Source organism: Stenotrophomonas sp. 14P6.2.3, from assembly GCF_057799055.1.
On sequence record NZ_JBYOLA010000030.1, the window covers coordinates 21861 to 37390 of the forward strand.

Annotated in this window: 14 protein-coding genes; 2 read left to right on the forward strand and 12 right to left on the reverse strand. The window is 66.3% G+C overall.

Translation table 11 applies throughout. The features are described from left to right. Window positions 1-142: 142 nt before the first annotated feature. Window positions 143-595: an REP-associated tyrosine transposase gene (locus AC27VL_RS17645; protein WP_100554210.1), complete on the forward strand. Its 453-nt coding sequence runs from the start codon at window positions 143-145 to the stop codon at window positions 593-595. Window positions 596-702: 107 nt separating this feature from the next. On the opposite strand, the gene smeF is transcribed toward AC27VL_RS17645, so the two are convergent. The 3 genes from smeF to smeD all read right to left on the reverse strand — a co-directional run bounded on the left by smeF (window position 703) and on the right by smeD (window position 6505). Next, a complete protein-coding gene (gene smeF, locus AC27VL_RS17650; RefSeq protein WP_100553589.1) occupies window positions 703-2088 on the reverse strand; it encodes a multidrug efflux RND transporter outer membrane subunit SmeF in 1386 nt (461 codons plus the stop codon). 97 nt (window positions 2089-2185) lie between these two features. Beyond that, entirely contained in the window at window positions 2186-5311 is a 3126-nt protein-coding gene (gene smeE, locus AC27VL_RS17655) for a multidrug efflux RND transporter permease subunit SmeE (protein ID WP_488767633.1), read from the reverse strand. Window positions 5312-5323: 12 nt separating this feature from the next. Then, complete coding sequence (smeD, locus tag AC27VL_RS17660; protein ID WP_089236968.1) at window positions 5324-6505, reverse strand: multidrug efflux RND transporter periplasmic adaptor subunit SmeD; 1182 nt, start codon at window positions 6503-6505, stop codon at window positions 5324-5326. Window positions 6506-6732: 227 nt separating this feature from the next. Between smeD and smeT the strand changes: the two genes are divergently transcribed. Beyond that, window positions 6733-7392, forward strand: coding sequence for an efflux transporter SmeDEF transcriptional repressor SmeT (smeT, locus tag AC27VL_RS17665; RefSeq protein ID WP_100553592.1), 660 nt, complete (start codon window positions 6733-6735; stop codon window positions 7390-7392). Between the two features lie 110 nt (window positions 7393-7502). On the opposite strand, the gene hslU is transcribed toward smeT, so the two are convergent. The 9 genes from hslU to AC27VL_RS17710 all read right to left on the reverse strand — a co-directional run bounded on the left by hslU (window position 7503) and on the right by AC27VL_RS17710 (window position 15367). Next, window positions 7503-8882: an ATP-dependent protease ATPase subunit HslU gene (gene hslU, locus AC27VL_RS17670; protein WP_100553593.1), complete on the reverse strand. Its 1380-nt coding sequence runs from the start codon at window positions 8880-8882 to the stop codon at window positions 7503-7505. Window positions 8883-8958: 76 nt separating this feature from the next. Continuing rightward, the gene (hslV, locus tag AC27VL_RS17675) at window positions 8959-9510 is read right to left on the reverse strand and encodes an ATP-dependent protease subunit HslV (RefSeq protein WP_025877284.1); all 552 of its coding nucleotides are present in this window, start codon (window positions 9508-9510) and stop codon (window positions 8959-8961) included. A 74-nt stretch (window positions 9511-9584) separates the two neighbouring features. Next, entirely contained in the window at window positions 9585-9785 is a 201-nt protein-coding gene (locus AC27VL_RS17680; RefSeq protein ID WP_032976581.1) for a DUF3079 domain-containing protein, read from the reverse strand. A gap of 176 nt (window positions 9786-9961) precedes the next feature. Then, entirely contained in the window at window positions 9962-10855 is an 894-nt protein-coding gene (gene xerC, locus AC27VL_RS17685) for a tyrosine recombinase XerC (RefSeq protein ID WP_229980228.1), read from the reverse strand. 16 nt (window positions 10856-10871) lie between these two features. Further along, window positions 10872-11546 (reverse strand): DUF484 family protein, encoded by a 675-nt coding sequence (locus AC27VL_RS17690; RefSeq protein ID WP_025877290.1) that lies wholly within the window; start codon window positions 11544-11546, stop codon window positions 10872-10874. Further along, on the reverse strand, window positions 11543-12394 hold the full coding sequence (gene dapF, locus AC27VL_RS17695) for a diaminopimelate epimerase (protein WP_488767637.1): 852 nt from the start codon (window positions 12392-12394) through the stop codon (window positions 11543-11545). Before dapF ends, AC27VL_RS17690 begins: the two co-directional genes overlap by 4 nt. Continuing rightward, window positions 12387-12626, reverse strand: coding sequence for an LPS translocon maturation chaperone LptM (lptM, locus tag AC27VL_RS17700; RefSeq protein ID WP_108266666.1), 240 nt, complete (start codon window positions 12624-12626; stop codon window positions 12387-12389). Before lptM ends, dapF begins: the two co-directional genes overlap by 8 nt. Window positions 12627-12755: 129 nt before the next feature. Beyond that, the gene (locus tag AC27VL_RS17705) at window positions 12756-13178 is read right to left on the reverse strand and encodes a YbaN family protein (RefSeq protein WP_100553597.1); all 423 of its coding nucleotides are present in this window, start codon (window positions 13176-13178) and stop codon (window positions 12756-12758) included. Between the two features lie 56 nt (window positions 13179-13234). Beyond that, the gene (locus tag AC27VL_RS17710; protein WP_488767640.1) at window positions 13235-15367 is read right to left on the reverse strand and encodes a S9 family peptidase; all 2133 of its coding nucleotides are present in this window, start codon (window positions 15365-15367) and stop codon (window positions 13235-13237) included. Between the last annotated feature and the right edge of the window lie 163 nt (window positions 15368-15530).

The following is a 15530-nucleotide window of genomic DNA, read 5'->3' on the forward strand; positions in this document are numbered from 1 at the left end:
AAGAGCCACTGAGGATGGCCCGGCACTAGCGGAGTGTCCACATACGGATGGCACCCCACCAGCGCGCAGACTGGACGATCCCCACAAGAATCAGTGGCGATTACCGATACGAGCAGACACGTTGTTCCCACAGACTGGCTTCATGTCCAGTCGTCATCTCGCCCGTGGCCGCGATTCCCGGGTCGATAGCTGCTATGTGCTCACCACTGTCGTACGGCAGCGGCGTCGGGTTTTCGAAGACCCCGACCATGCCGCATGCCTGCTGGAAGCGTTGCGGTTCGTGGAACGTGCAGGCATGAGCCACTCCTATGCCTGGGTCATCATGCCCGATCATCTCCACTGGCTGGTGCAACTGCGCAGTGGAACGCTTGCCCGACTGATGGGAACGGTGAAGTCACGCAGCAGCCGACAGTTGGGGCAACAGTTCGGCGTGGATACACCGCTTTGGCAGCCCAGCTACTTCGACCATGCGGTGCGTCATGAGAAAGCCTTGAGACGTCACGCTCTCTACATCCTGGGCAATCCCATCCGAGCGGGACTCACCGACCAGTTGGATGAGTATCCATTTGCGTGGTGCCGCTGGCCAATGCGGTAGCGCCAGGCCATGCCCGGCGAGCGCGCAGCGCGGTCTGCTTCAGGCGCCCTGAATATTGGGTGGAAGAGCCGCCGGGCATGGCCCGGCGCTACCGGAATCAGCGCGGCTTACCCGCGCTCGTGCCAGCCGCCGCCCAGCACCTTGTACAGCGTGATGCGGTTGGACTGCTGCGCCAGCTGCGTCTGCAGCTGTGTCTGCTGCGCGTTGTAGGCGGTACGACGTGCATCCAGCAGGGTGACGAAGCTGTCCAGGCCGGCGTCATAGCGTGCCTGCGACAGACGGTTGGCCTGCTCGGCCGCTTCCACCAGGCGCTGCTGCGAGGCCGCCTGCTCATCCAGGCTGACATTCAATGCCAGCGCGTCGGCGGTTTCGCGGAAGCCGCTCTGGATCGACTTTTCGTACTGCGCCAGCGCGATATCACGATCGGCGTTGGCCACTGCCAGGTTCGCGCGCAGCTTGCCGCCCTGGAAGATCGGCAAGGTGATCTTCGGCAGGAAGCTCCACACCCGCGTGCCGCTGTCGAACAGGCCCGACAGTTCACCCGAACCACTGCCGATGCTGCCGGTCAGCGAGATGCTGGGGAAGAAGGCAGCGCGTGCGGCACCGATGTTGGCATTGGCGGCCAGCAGCTGATGTTCCGCCGCCATGATGTCAGGGCGCTGCAGCAGCACGTCGCTGGGCAGGCCGGCCGGCGGCGGTGCCAGCGCAAGCACCTGCGGCGCGATGCTGTCCGGCAGCAGCGCCGGATCCAACTGGCCACCGGCCAGCAGCGCCAGCGCGTTGCGGTCCTGGGCCAGCTGCCCACGCAGACGCGCGGCATCGGTGCGCGCGGTCTCGACCAGGGTGCGGGTCTGGGTCAGTTCCAGCGCCGAACTGCCGCCACGCTCATGGCGTGCCTCGGCCAGACGCAGCGAATCCTCATAGGTCTTCACCGTTGCTTCGGCGATCGCCAGGCGCTGCTGGTCGGCGCCGTAGGTCAACCAGGCGGTAGCGGTCTCGGCCACCAGGCTCAGCTGCGCATTGCGACGATTGGCCGCCACGGCGAAGTACTGCTGCAGCGCGGCTTCGCTCAGGTTGCGCACGCGGCCGAACAGGTCCAGTTCGAACTCGGCCACGCCGACGCCCGCGCTGAACTGCTCGGTCACCGGCACGTCGCCGCCGCGGCGGTCCATCTGCCCGGTCACGGCCACGCCCGGCACGCGGTCAGCGCGCTGCACGCGGTACTGGCCACGCGCCTTCTCGACGTTGAGCACGGCCACGCGCAGGTCGCGGTTGTTGTCCAGCGCCTGGCCGATCACCTGCTGCAGGCGCTCATCGGTGAAGAAGTCGCGCCAGCCGACCGCGGCCGCATCGGCCACTTCGCCCTGTGCGGCTTCCGCCGGCCACTGCGACGGAATGGCCGGGGCCACTGCGGTGTTCTTCGGCGCCAGGGTGCCGCACGCGCTGAGCGCCAGCGCGGTGGCGAGGGATACTGCAAGAGAAGAGAATTTCATAGCGACACCTTGGGGGTCACGGTGGTAGCGCCGGGCCGGGCCCGGCGACTATGCGGTGAGGCATTCGCCGGGCATGGCCCGGCGCTACCGGTTGTCATCACTCGGCGGCGTTGCGCTTCTTGAACACGCGCTGCACCACGACGAAGAACAGCGGTACGAAGAACACGCCGAGCACGGTGCCAACCACCATGCCGCCGAGCACGCCGGTGCCGATCGCCTGCTTGGCGCCGGAGCCGGCACCGCTGGAGATCGCCAGCGGCAGCACGCCCATGCCGAAGGCCAGCGAGGTCATGATGATCGGACGCAGACGGTCGCGGACCGCGTGCATCGTCGCTTCGATCAGCCCCGCGCCCTTCTCCAGATGCTCCTTGGCGAACTCGACGATCAGGATCGCGTTCTTGCTGGTCAGTCCCACCGTGGTCAGCATCGCCACCTGGAAATAGATGTCGCGCTCCATGCCACGGAAGGTATTGGCCAGCACCGCACCGAGGATGCCCAGCGGCGCCACCAGCAGCACTGAGGTCGGCACGCTCCAGCTTTCGTACAACGCGGCAAGACACAGGAACACGATCATCAGCGACAGCGTGTACAGCAGCGGCGTCTGCGAGCCCGCCTGGCGCTCCTGGTAGGACATCGCCGTCCACTCGACGCCGAAGCCCGCCGGCAACTGCTTGGCCAGCTGTTCGATCTCGGCCATGGCATCACCGGACGCCACGCCCGGGGCCGGTTCGCCCTGGATTTCGGTGGCCGACACGCCGTTGTAGCGTTCCAGGCGCGGCGAACCGTAGTCCCACTGCTTGCTGGCGAAGGCGCTGAACGGAACCATCTCACCCTTGTCGTTCTTCACCGACCAGAGATCGAAGTCCTCCGGCACCATGCGGAACGGCTGGTCAGCCTGCACGAACACGCGCTTGACGCGGCCGCGATCGATGAAGTCATCGATGTACGAGCTGCCCCACGCAGTGGCCAGGGTGGTGTTGATCTGGTCGATCGACAGGCCCAGCGAGCTGGCCTTGGCCACATCGATATCGATGCGGAACTGCGGAGTGTCTTCCTGGCCGTTCGGACGCACGTTGGCCAGCTTCTTGCTGCCGGCCGCCAGGCCGAGCAGCTGGTTGCGGGCCGCCAGCAATGCCTCATGGCCCTGGCCGCTGTTGTCCTTCAGGAAGAAGGTGTAGCCCGAAGCCGTACCCAGCTCCGGAATGGCCGGCGGCGGGAAGGCAAAGATGAAGGCATCCTTGATCTGCCCCAGTGCAGCCATCGCACGTCCGGTGATCGGCATCACGCCATTGTCGGCGTCACGATCCTTCCAGTCCTTCAGCTTGACGAAGGCCATGCCCGCGTTCTGGCCCATGCCGGCGAAGCTGAAGCCCTGCACCGAGAACACCGATTCGACGGCACCCTTCTCGTTTTCCATGAAGTGCTTTTCGAGCGCGGCGATCGATTCCAGCGTGCGCTCCTGGGTTGCACCCACCGGCGCCTGCACCAGCGCCATCAGCACGCCCTGGTCTTCATTGGGCAGGAACGAGCTGGGCAGGCGCACGAACAGCACGCCCATCAGCAGGAACAGTGCGGCCACGATGCCCATGAACCGCCACGGGCGATGCAGGATGCCGCGTACGCCGCGCTGGTAGCTTTCACTGGTACGGTCGAAGCCGCGGTTGAAACCGTTGAAGAAGCGACCCGACCAGCCCTTGTGGGCGACGTGGTGCTCGCCCTTCTTCAGCGGCTTGAGCATGGTCGCGCACAGCGCCGGGGTCAGCACGATGGCCACCAGCACCGACAACGCCATCGCCGACACGATCGTCGCCGAGAACTGCCGGTAGATCACACCGGTGGAGCCGCTCATGAAGGCCATCGGCACGAACACCGCCGACAGCACCAGGCCGATGCCCACCAGCGCACCGGTGATCTGGCTCATCGACTTGCGGGTGGCTTCCAGCGGCGACAGGCCCTCTTCGGACATGATGCGCTCGACGTTCTCCACCACCACGATGGCATCGTCCACCAGCAGGCCGATGGCCAGCACCATCGCGAACATGGTCAGCATGTTCACCGAGAAGCCCAGCACCGACAGCACGCCGAAGGTACCCAGCAGCACCACCGGTACGGCGATGGTCGGGATCAGGGTGGCGCGGAAGTTCTGCAGGAACAGGTACATCACCACGAACACCAGCACGATCGCTTCGAGCAGGGTCTGCACCACGCCCTTGATCGACACGCGCACGAACGGGGTGGTGTCGTACGGGATCTCGGCCTTCAGGCCGGCCGGGAAGAAGCCTTCCAGTTCCTTCAGGGTTTCATCGACACCGGCCGCGGTATCCAGCGCGTTGGCGCCGGTGGCCAGGGTGACCGCCAGGCCGCTGGCCGGCTGACCGTTGTAGCGGGTGACGAAGTCGTACGACTCGGCGCCCAGCTCGACGCGGGCAACGTCGCCCAGGCGCAGTTCGGCACCGTCCTGCGCGCCGCGCACGATGATGTTGCGGAACTGTTCCGGGGTCTGCAGGCGCGACTGCGCGTTGATGGTGGCGTTGAGCTGCTGGCCCTTCACCGACGGCGCACCACCCAGCTGGCCGATGGCCACCTGCGCGTTCTGTGCCTTCACCGCGGCAACCACTTCCGGCACCGACATGCCGTAGGTGTGCAGCTTGTTCGGGTCCAGCCAGATGCGCATGGCGTACTTGCCACCGAACACCTGGATGTTGCCCACGCCCGGCACGCGACTGAGACGGTCCACGACATTGGAACCGACGTAGTCGGCGATGTCGTTGGCATCCATGCTGCCGTCTTCGGACACGAACGCGATGACGTTCAGGAAGCCCGAGCTGGACTTGGCCACGTTGATGCCCTGCCGCTGCACTTCCTGCGGCAGCAGTGGCATCGCCAGCTGCAGCTTGTTCTGCACCTGCACCTGGGCGATGTCGGGGTTGGTACCGCTCTCGAAGGTCAGGGTGATGGTGGCCTGGCCGTTGGACGAGCTGTTGGAGGAGAAGTAGATCAGGCCATCAAGGCCCTTCATGTTCTGCTCGATGATCTGCGTCACCGAGTCTTCGACCACCTTGGCCGAAGCACCCGGGTAGCTGGCGCTGATTTCCACCGCCGGCGGTGCGACGTTGGGGTACATCGAGATCGGCAGCTTGAACAGGGCCAGGCCGCCGGCGAGCATGATGATGATCGCGATGACCCACGCGAAGATGGGTCGATCGATGAAGAAACGTGCCATGGGGTTCTCCGCTTACTTCGCGCCTGCGGCCGCAGCTGCAGGTTGGGCGGCGGCCGGCTTGGCCGGGGCGACGCCCTGTTCGGTGGCATTCACGGGCATGCCCGGGCCGATTTTCTGCAGGCCTTCGACGATGACCTTGTCACCGGCCTTCAGGCCGTCCTCGACCAGCCACTTGTCGCCGACGGTGCGGCTGACCTTGACCGGGCGCACTTCGACCTTGTTGTCCTTGCCGACCACCATCGCGCTGGTATCGCCCTTCGGATCGCGGGCGATGCCCTGCATCGGCACCAGCACCGCATCGCTGCGCACACCGCCGCCGATCACCGCGCGCACGTACATGCCCGGCATCAGCAGGCCGTCGGGGTTGTCGACCTTGACCCGCAGCGCGAAGCTGCCGGTGGCCGGATCGACGCTGACTTCGGAGAACTCCAGCGTGCCCTTGTGTTCGAAGGTGCTGCCGTCTTCCATCAGGATGCTGACCGGCGTCTGCTGGTTGTCCTGCAGGCGGCCGGCGGCCAGTTCGCGGCGCAGCTGCAGCAGCTCGGCCGAGGACTGGGTCAGGTCGACGTAGATCGGGTCCAGCTGCTGCACGGTCGCCAGCGCAGTTGCCTGGCCGGCGCTGACCAGCGCGCCCTGGGTGACGCTGGACTTGCCGATGCGGCCGCTGATCGGCGCGGTGATGCGCGCATAACCGAGGGTCACGTTGGCGGCATCCAGTGATGCCTTGGCGGCGCCGACATCGGCCTCGGCCTGCTTCTGCGCGGCCACTGCGTTTTCCAGATCCTGCTGGCTGACCGCGTCGACCTTGGCCAGCTCGGTGATGCGCTTGGCACTCAGCCGCGCCGCATTGGCGGTGGCTTCGGCGCGGGCCAGCTGTGCACGCGCACTGTTGGCCTGGGCGCGATAGCTGGCGTCCTCGATCTGGTACAGCGGCTCGCCGGCCTTGACCATCCCACCCTCGGTGAACAGCCGCTTGGCGACGATGCCGTTGACCTGCGGGCGCACTTCGGCCACCAGGAAGGCATTGGTGCGGCCCGGCAACTCACGGGTCAGGCCGACGGTTTCGGATTTCAGCGTGACCACGCTGACCTGGCCCGGCCCCTGTTCGGGCGCCTGGGGTTGGCCGCCGCAGGCAGCGACGGTGGCAGCGATCGCCAGCGACAACGCGAAGGGTCGGATTCGGCTCAGCAACATGATGGGAATGGCTCTTGAAGGGAGGGATCTCAGCAGGTGCTGATACGACGGACCCTCCCCTTGCAGGAGTGAAGACCGCGCGAACAGCGCCCACCCGGGTGGAGTGGGAGCCAGGACAGGCCTGCCACGCACACGACGGGAATGATGGGAAGGAAATATACATACATGCGTGTTTGTTTGTAAAGCGGTACAATTCAGCCACGTTTCACCTGCACCCGTACCCGCTCATGGCCCGCAAGACCAAAGAGGACACCCAGGCAACCCGCGAAGGCATCCTGGATGCCGCCGAAGCCTGTTTTCACGAACACGGCGTGGCCCGCACCACGTTGGAGATGATCGGTGCCCGCGCCGGTTACACCCGCGGCGCCGTGTACTGGCACTTCAAGAACAAGGGCGAGGTGCTGACCGCGATCGTCGAGCGGGTGCACCTGCCCTTCATGCAGGAGCTGGAGCGCACCTCCACCGACCAGCGCGACACGCCGGTGCATGACCTGCGCGCGGTGATGATCCACTCGTTCATCGAGCTGTCCGAGGACGAGCGCCTGCGCAAGACCATGGAGATCATGCTGCGCAGCGATGCCTCGGCCGACACCAGGGTGCTGACCGAACTGCAGCAGAGCGGTTTCCGCGACGCCCTGGACCGGATGGAACGTGCCCTGCGCCGTGCCCAGGACCTGGGCCAGCTGCGCGACGGCGCCGATCCGAAGATCGCCGCGCGCATGCTGCACGCCACCGTGCTCGGCGTGCTGCATGGGGCGATGGTCGAGCCGGACCTGATGGACCTCAAGCGCGATGGCATGCTGGCGCTGGACATGACCCTGGCCGCCTACGTGAAGGAAGGCGTGTTCGTACCGGGTTCGGTGCCGGAGCCGCTGCCGGAGCGGTAGATGCCGACCTTGGTCGGCATGCCATTTGTATGCCGACCAAGGTCGGCGACTACCAGAGCAACGCACCTCAAAGAAAAGGCCGCCTTTCGGCGGCCTTTTCGCATTCCCGGTTACAGGATGTAACGGCTCAGGTCCGGATCCTGCACCAGCTCACCCAGGTGCGCATCGACATAGGCACTGTCGATGACCAGGGTTTCACCATCGCGATCCGGCGCTTCGTAGCTGAGCGAATCCAGCAGTCGCTCCAGCACGGTGTGCAGGCGACGCGCACCGATGTTCTCCTGGCGCTCGTTCACCTGGAACGCGATCTCGGCCAGGCGGTCGATGGCATCGGTGGTGAAGCTGACCTTGACGCCTTCGGTGGCCAACAGCGCTTCGTACTGTTTGGTCAGCGCAGCCTTCGGTTCGGTCAGGATGCGCACGAAATCCGCCTTGCTCAGCGCACCCAGCTCCACGCGGATCGGGAAGCGGCCCTGCAGCTCGGGGATCAGGTCGCTGGGCTTGGCCAGGTGGAACGCGCCCGATGCGATGAACAGGATGTGGTCGGTCTTGATCGTGCCGTACTTGGTGGACACGTTGGAACCTTCCACCAGCGGCAGCAGATCGCGCTGCACGCCTTCGCGGGAGACATCACCGCCAGACGAGCCTGCATCACCCCGCTTGGCGACCTTGTCGATCTCGTCGATGAACACGATGCCGTGCTGCTCGCAGGCTTCGATCGCGGCGGTGCGGATATCGTCCTCGTTGACCAGCTTGCCGGCTTCTTCTTCCTGCAGCAGCGGGCGCGCGGCCTTGATGGTCAGCGTACGCTTGTGCGCCTTGGCGCCACCGCCGAGGTTGGCGAACATCGACTTCAGCTGCTGGCCCATTTCCTCCATGCCCGGCGGGGTCATGATGTCCATGCTGACGTTGGCGGTCAGGTCGAGCTCGATCTCGCGATCATCCAGCTCACCATTGCGCAGCATCTTGCGGAACTTGATGCGGGTCTCGTTGTCCTGGGCCGACGGTTCGTTGCGCGCCGCCTCCGGGTCGAAGCCGATGCCACCACTGCGGCGCGGCAGCAGCGCATCGAGGATGCGGTCTTCGGCGCGCTCTTCGGCCTGCGTGCGCACGCGCACCTTGGCCTGCTCGCGGTACAGCTTGACGGCGGTATCGGCCAGGTCGCGGATGATCTGCTCGACGTCCTTGCCGACGTAGCCGACTTCGGTGAAACGGGTCGCTTCGACCTTGACGAACGGCGCGTTGGCCAGCGTGGCCAGGCGGCGCGCGATCTCGGTCTTGCCGACGCCGGTCGGGCCGATCATCAGGATGTTCTTGGGCATGACCTCGTTGCGCAGCTCGGGCTGCAGCTGCATGCGGCGCCAACGGTTGCGCAGGGCGATGGCAACCGCACGCTTGGCGTCATGCTGGCCGACGATGTGCCGGTCCAGTTCCTGCACGATCTCGCGTGGGGTCATGGTGGCGGAGGAAACTTCGATCTTGTGCGGCATGGGTGTGCTCACGAATTCGTTGTCGGTAGCGCCGGGCCATGCCCGGCGGATCGGGAATGCCTGTGACGGTTCCCCGTCACAGCTCCTCGACCACCACGTTGCGGTTGGTGTAGATGCAGATGTCGCCGGCGATGTTGATCGCTTCACTGGCGATGGTGCGTGCGTCCAGTTCGGTGTGCGCCATCAGCGCGCGTGCAGCGGACAGTGCATACGAACCACCGGAACCGATGGCGATGATGCCGTCCTCCGGCTCGATCACATCGCCGGTGCCGCTGATGATCAGCGAGGTTTCCTTGTCGGCCACGGCCAACAGGGCTTCAAGCTTGCCGAGGCGACGCTCGGTGCGCCAATCCTTGGCCAGCTCCACCGCAGCGCGCTGCAGCTGGCCGTGTTTTTCCAGCTTGGCTTCGAACAGCTCGAACAGGGTGAAGGCATCGGCGGCGGCACCGGCGAAGCCGGCCAGCACCTGGCCATCGCGGCCGAGGCGGCGGACCTTGCGTGCGTTGCCCTTCATCACCGTGTGGCCGAGGGTGACCTGGCCGTCGCCGGCAATGGCCACGTGCTCGCCGCGACGAACGCAGACGATGGTGGTGGCGTGGAAAACGGTGGGATTCTGACTGGGGTCCATGCGGCCTCCGATAGCTGTTCACGGGACATGGGGACAGCCGCCGAAGCGATCAAGCCCGTGCCGATAGCTGCCGTTCAGCGCTTGGCCTGCGAAGGGCGGTCCGGATTCGGCTCAATGCCCCATGCCACGTACCAGTCTTCGCCCTGGGTTTCGATGGGGTGCTGGGTGCGGCCCGACCCGTTACCACAGGCCAGTGCGTCGGCGGCGCAGTAACGGTCGCAACCCCAGCAGATGCGCTCGGGGTGCTTGGGACGCAGCGGAATGGGCTTTGCCATGGTCGGCATCTCTTCGTGGCCTGCGGCCACGATGCGCCAGCGACCACTGCCCTGCCCTGATCCAGATCAAGCTGCGGCCGTTCCGGTAGCGCCGGGCCATGCCCGGCGGCTGCGCGATCCATGCGTCATGCATGCGACGCAGCCCGCGCTGCGCGCTCGCCGGGCATGGCCCGGCGCTACTCCCCCTTGTCGGCCGGGTCTTTGCGGCGCTTCGCGCGCGGGTGCGCGGCATCGTAGACCTTGGCCAGGTGCTGGAAATCCAGGTGCGTGTAGATCTGCGTGGTGGCAATGTCGGCATGGCCGAGCAGTTCCTGCACACCGCGCAGGTCGCCGGAGGATTCCAGGATGTGGCTGGCGAAACTGTGCCGCAGCATGTGCGGGTGTACGTGCTTGAACAGGCCTTGGCGCTGCGCCAGCTGGCGGATGCGGATCTGCACCGCACGCTGGCTGATCGGCCCGTTGCGGCCGGGAAAAACCGGTGTAGCGGCACCACCGCCGCTTTCGCTGCGCCAGGTCAGCAGCGCCTCACGTGCCGGCTTTCCGAAGGGAACGCGACGTTGCCGGTTGCCCTTGCCCATCACGTTGACCAGGCCACTGGCGAAATCCAGATCGCGCCAGGTCAGCGCGCAGACTTCGCTCAAGCGCAGGCCGGAGGAATAGAACAGCTCCAGCAGCGCGCGGTCACGACGACCCAGCTCGCCTTCCGGTTCCAGTTCAACCAGCTGCACGGCTTCGTCGGCGTCGAGTACCTGCGGCAATCGTCTCGGTGCGCGCGGTGCCTTCAGCGTCGCTGCCGGGCTGGCCTCGATACGGCCATGCTTGAGCAGCCAGGCGTAGAAACTGCGGCAGGCTGACAGCCTGCGCTGCAGGCTCTTGGCCGACAGGCCACGGCGGTGTTCGTCGGCAACGAACTGGCGCACGGCGTCGGTATCCAGCGCCTCCACGGCCACGCCGCGGGGTTCGGCCCACACCGACAATGCGTCCAGGTCGCGGCGGTAGGCATCCAGCGTATGCGCCGACATCCGCCGCTCCACCTGCAGGTGCTGCAGGAACGCCTGCACCGCGCTCATCGTCGTCGTTTCCCGCTCAATCCGCGAAGCGCTTGAGCCCGGTCACCAGGGCCTCGCCCATCATCCGCAGGAACAGCGTGCCCATGCCGGGATAGAAACGGTTCGGATCGTGGCTGCCCACCGCGATCAGGCCAACGCCCGGCAGCGGCAGCAAGGCGGTGGTCTGCACTTCCTCACTGCGCGCGCCGTACAGCACCGCGTTCTTGTCGCTGTGCAGGCGGCCACAGATCGGCTCGCCATCCTTCAGGCAGTCGCGGAACGGGCCCAGCTGCGCATCATCGGCAGCCAGCACCTGCAGCCACTCGGCCTGCTCCAGCCCGGCCACCGGCGCATGCACCACCAGCCGCACCAGATCGCCGGCGAAGTCTTCCTGCAGCGACGCCGCCATCGCGCGCAGCGTATCGGCGGCATTGTCCTGCTTCATCAGGGCCAGGGTGAGCTGATGCGTGCGCACCGCCAGCCGCTCGTTGACCTGCGCGGTCGCGCCCAGGTCGGCCAACCGTCGCGCCAGCTCGCGGTTCTTCTCGCGCAGCACTTCCAGCTGGTAGCTGGCCAGCGATGCGGTCGGGCCGTCATCGCGTGGCACCACCAGGGTCAGCGCCAGGTCCGGGAACTGCTTGAGGAAGCCCGGATGACGCCGCAACCAGGCGGCGACTTCATGGGCGCCGAGCTTGTCGACGGTCTCAGTCATGCGATCCACTCCCCTTCGAAGACGAATGCGGTCGGGCCCGCCATCACCACCGGCTGGCCATCGCCCGGCCACTGGATGCGCAGGTCGCCACCGGGCAGGCTGATGCGCGCATCGCGCTGCAGGCGGCCGCGATGCATCAGGGTCACCGCAGCCGCGCAGGCGCCACTGCCGCAGGCCAGGGTTTCACCCACGCCGCGCTCGAACACGCGCAGGCGCGCATGTTCCGGGCCCATCACCTGGGCGAAGCCCACGTTCACCGACTTCGGGAACGACGCATGCTGCTGCAGCAGCCCGCCTACGCGCTCAACCGGTGCAGCGTCGACCAGGCCCACTTCGATCACTGCGTGCGGATTGCCCATCGACACCGCCGCGAAGCGCACGGTCTCGCCCTGCAGTGGCAGCAGGTATTCCTCGCGCGGGTGGGCGAAGCCGATCAGCGGCACCTGCGCCGGTTCGAACAGCGGCACGCCCATCGCCACCGCGTACTGGCCATCGCCGAGGACATCCACGGCGTGGCTGGCCAGCGGGCTGTCGATCACGAAGCGATCGCCCTGCGCACTACCTTCGCGTACCAGCCAGGCCGCGATGCAGCGCGCGCCGTTGCCGCACTGCTCGGAATTGGAACCATCGGCGTTCCAGATGCGGTACGAGGCGACCGAGCCTTCGGCGCGCGGCGGTTCGATGGTCAGGATCTGGTCGCAGCCGACGCCGGTATGGCGGTCGGCCAGGCGCGCGGCCAGTTCCGGGGTGGGCGGCGGGGTGCCGTCGCGCAGGTCGATCACTACGAAATCGTTGCCCGCGCCGTGCATCTTGCTGAAGCGCAGGCCGTTGGAACCGGCCTTACTCATTCCCGTCGTCCACCTTCTTGACCGGATCCGGGGTTACCGACGGACTGCCGTCGCCGGTGTTCTGGGTGGCAGCAGGCGTGGCGTCGGCATCAGCGGCCGGTTCGACGGTTTCTTCCACCGGCACCGGCTTCTGCGGCAGCACCAGCGGGCCCTTGTTGCCGCATGCGGCGAGGAACAGCAGCGAGGCCGCTGCCAGCGGAATCAGGATGACGTTGCGATGGGGGATGTTCATGCCCCGAGTATAGCCATTGGCGGCTGAGCGGTTGGTGCAGGGTGCCGCGCCACGCATCCGCCGGGCATGGCCCGGCGCTACCGCAATCCGGCACCCGTGGTAGCGCCGGGCCATGCCCGGCGGCAGAGATCAATCGGCCGGTGGCAGCGGCCGGGTCCACAGCCAGATCGCCACCACGGTCATGCTGCCGATGGAGAACCACTTCACCCAGGCCACCGGCACGCACCACAGCATGATGCCGGCACACACCGCCATGGTGATCGTGGCCATCCATTTGCCGTAGCGGCTGACCGCACCATGTGCCTGCCAGTTGGCGATGGCCGGGCCGAAGCGCGGGTGCTGCAGCAGCCAGCCGTGCAGGCGCTCGGAGCCGCGCGAGGCGGCCCAGGCAGAGATCAGGATGAATACGGTGGTCGGCAGCCCCGGCACGAAGATGCCGACGATGCCGGTACCCAGGCTGGCATAGGCCAGCAGCCACCACGCCCAACGGAACCGCACCGGCCGGGTGGGCGCTGGCAGGTTCTTGGTGGCGGGCGGTTCGGGCAGGCTCATCGCGCAAGGATACCCAGCGCAGGTGGCGGCGGCGATATCACCGCCGCCACGATGCGTCATTCGGTCGCAGCGCCGGCAGCAGGCGTTTCGATGCCCAGCTGCTGCAGCACGAACGCATACGACTCGGACAGTTCGCGGTAACGCTGGAAGCGCCCGGACTTGCCGCCGTGACCGGCTTCCATGTTGGTGCGGAACAGGATCGGGAAGTGGCCGGTGTTGTCATCACGCAGCTTGGCCACCCACTTGGCCGGCTCCCAGTACTGCACCTGCGAATCCCACAGGCCGGTACCCACGAACAGCGACGGATAGGCCTGCTTTTTCACGTTGTCGTAGGGCGAGTAGGACAGCATGTACTCGTAGTACGGCTTCTGCTCGGGGTTGCCCCACTCGTCGTACTCGTTGGTGGTCAGCGGGATGGTCGGGTCGAGCATGGTGGTGACCACGTCCACGAACGGCACCTGCGCCACCAGCACGCGGTAGTCCTGTGGCGCCTGGTTGGCGATGGCGCCCATCAGCAGGCCACCGGCACTGCCACCAGACGCGGCGACACGATCCTTCGCCGCCCAGCCCTGTGCAACCAGGCCACGGGTGACGTCGATGAAGTCGTTGAAGGTATTCTGCTTGTGCAGCAGCTTGCCGTTCTCGTACCAGTCGCGGCCCATTTCCTGGCCGCCACGGATGTGGGCGATGGCATACACCACGCCACGATCGAGCAGGCTCACCGCGGTCTGGTTGAAGTACGGGTCCATCGACATGCCGTAGCTGCCGTAGGCGTACTGGAACAGCGCGCCGGTGCCATCCTTCCTGTAGCCCTTGCGATAGACCAGCGACACCGGCACCTTCACCCCGTCGCGCGCGGTGATCCACACCCGGTCGGTTTCGTACTTCGAGGCGTCATAGCCGATCACCGGCTGCTGCTTCAGCTGGCGACGTTCGCCGTTGGTGGTGTTCAGTTCGTACACCGTGGTCGGCGTGGTCATCGACGTGTAGACGTAGCGCAGCCAAGTGGTGTCAGCCTCGGTGTTGTCGCCCAGGCCCATCGAATAGGCCGGTTCGTCAGCCTTCACGTAGTCGTTGCGACCGTCCTTGAACAGCAGGCGGATGCGCTCCAGGCCTTCGGAACGTTCGGCGATGGCGGTGTAGGTATCGAACAGTTCGAAGCCTTCGATGAACACCGCATCGTCATGGGCGATCCAGTCCTTCCACTGCGCGCGCGAGGTGGCATCGGTCGGTGCGGTGACCAGCTTGAAGTTCTTCGCACCATCGTTGGTGCGGATCACCCAGCGGCCGTCGTAGTGGTCGGCGTCGTACTCCACGTCGCGCTGGCGCGGGGCGAGCACGGTGAACGTGGTCGGGTCGCTGGCCGGCGCGTAGCGCTCTTCGGAGGACACGGTGCTGTGCACGCCGATGGTGATGAAGCGATCGTCTCGGGTGCGGCCGATGCCCATGTAGAAGCTGTCGTCCTTTTCTTCGTAGACGACGGTGTCGGCACTGGCCGGGGTGCCCAGCACGTGCTTCTTCACCCGCACGGTCAGCAGGGTTTCCGGATCGTTCTCGACATACAGCACGGTGCGGTTGTCGTCGGCCCAGACCAGGTCGCCGGAGGTGCCGGTGATCGTGTCCGGCAGCACCGCGCCGGTGCGCAGGTCCTTGAAGCGGATGACGTACTGGCGGCGGCCAACGTCATCATCGGCCCAGGCCAGCAGCTGGTTGTCCTGGCTGACCTCCATCGAGCCGACGCTGAAATAGCCCTTGCCGGCAGCCATCGTGTTGACGTTGAGCAGGACTTCCTCCGGCGCGTCCATGCTGGCCTTGCGGCGCGCATGGATGGGATAGTCCTGGCCGGTTTCGTAGCGGCTGTAGTACCAGTAGCCGCGCTCGCGCGCCGGCACACTGGCATCGTCCTGCTTGATGCGGCCGACAATCTCGCCGTACAGCGCATCCTCCAGCGGCTTCAGCGGTGCCAGCAGCTGGTCGGCATAGGCGTTCTCGGCCTGCAGGTAGGCCAGCATGGCCTTGTCCTCGCGCTTGTCGTCGCGCAGCCAGTAATAGTCATCGTTGCGGGTCGCGCCGAACGGCGCCTTGACCACGTGCGGACGCTTCTCAACATCCGGCGGAACGGGCGGGGTGGCGGCGGTAGCGGTGCTGGTCATCAGGCTCGCAAGCAACAGGCAGAGAGTGGATTTCATGAAATAAGGCTCCTTGATCGGCAATGCAATGGCGTCCTTGCGCCTGAGTCTGGGTTGCAGGGGGGCTGCGGGCAACCCTGCGGATCGTCATGGTGCGCGCCGGTAGTGGGGGGGGGGGGGGGGGGGAAAAAAGAGAAAACGCGCCCCCCCACAGCCCCCGCAC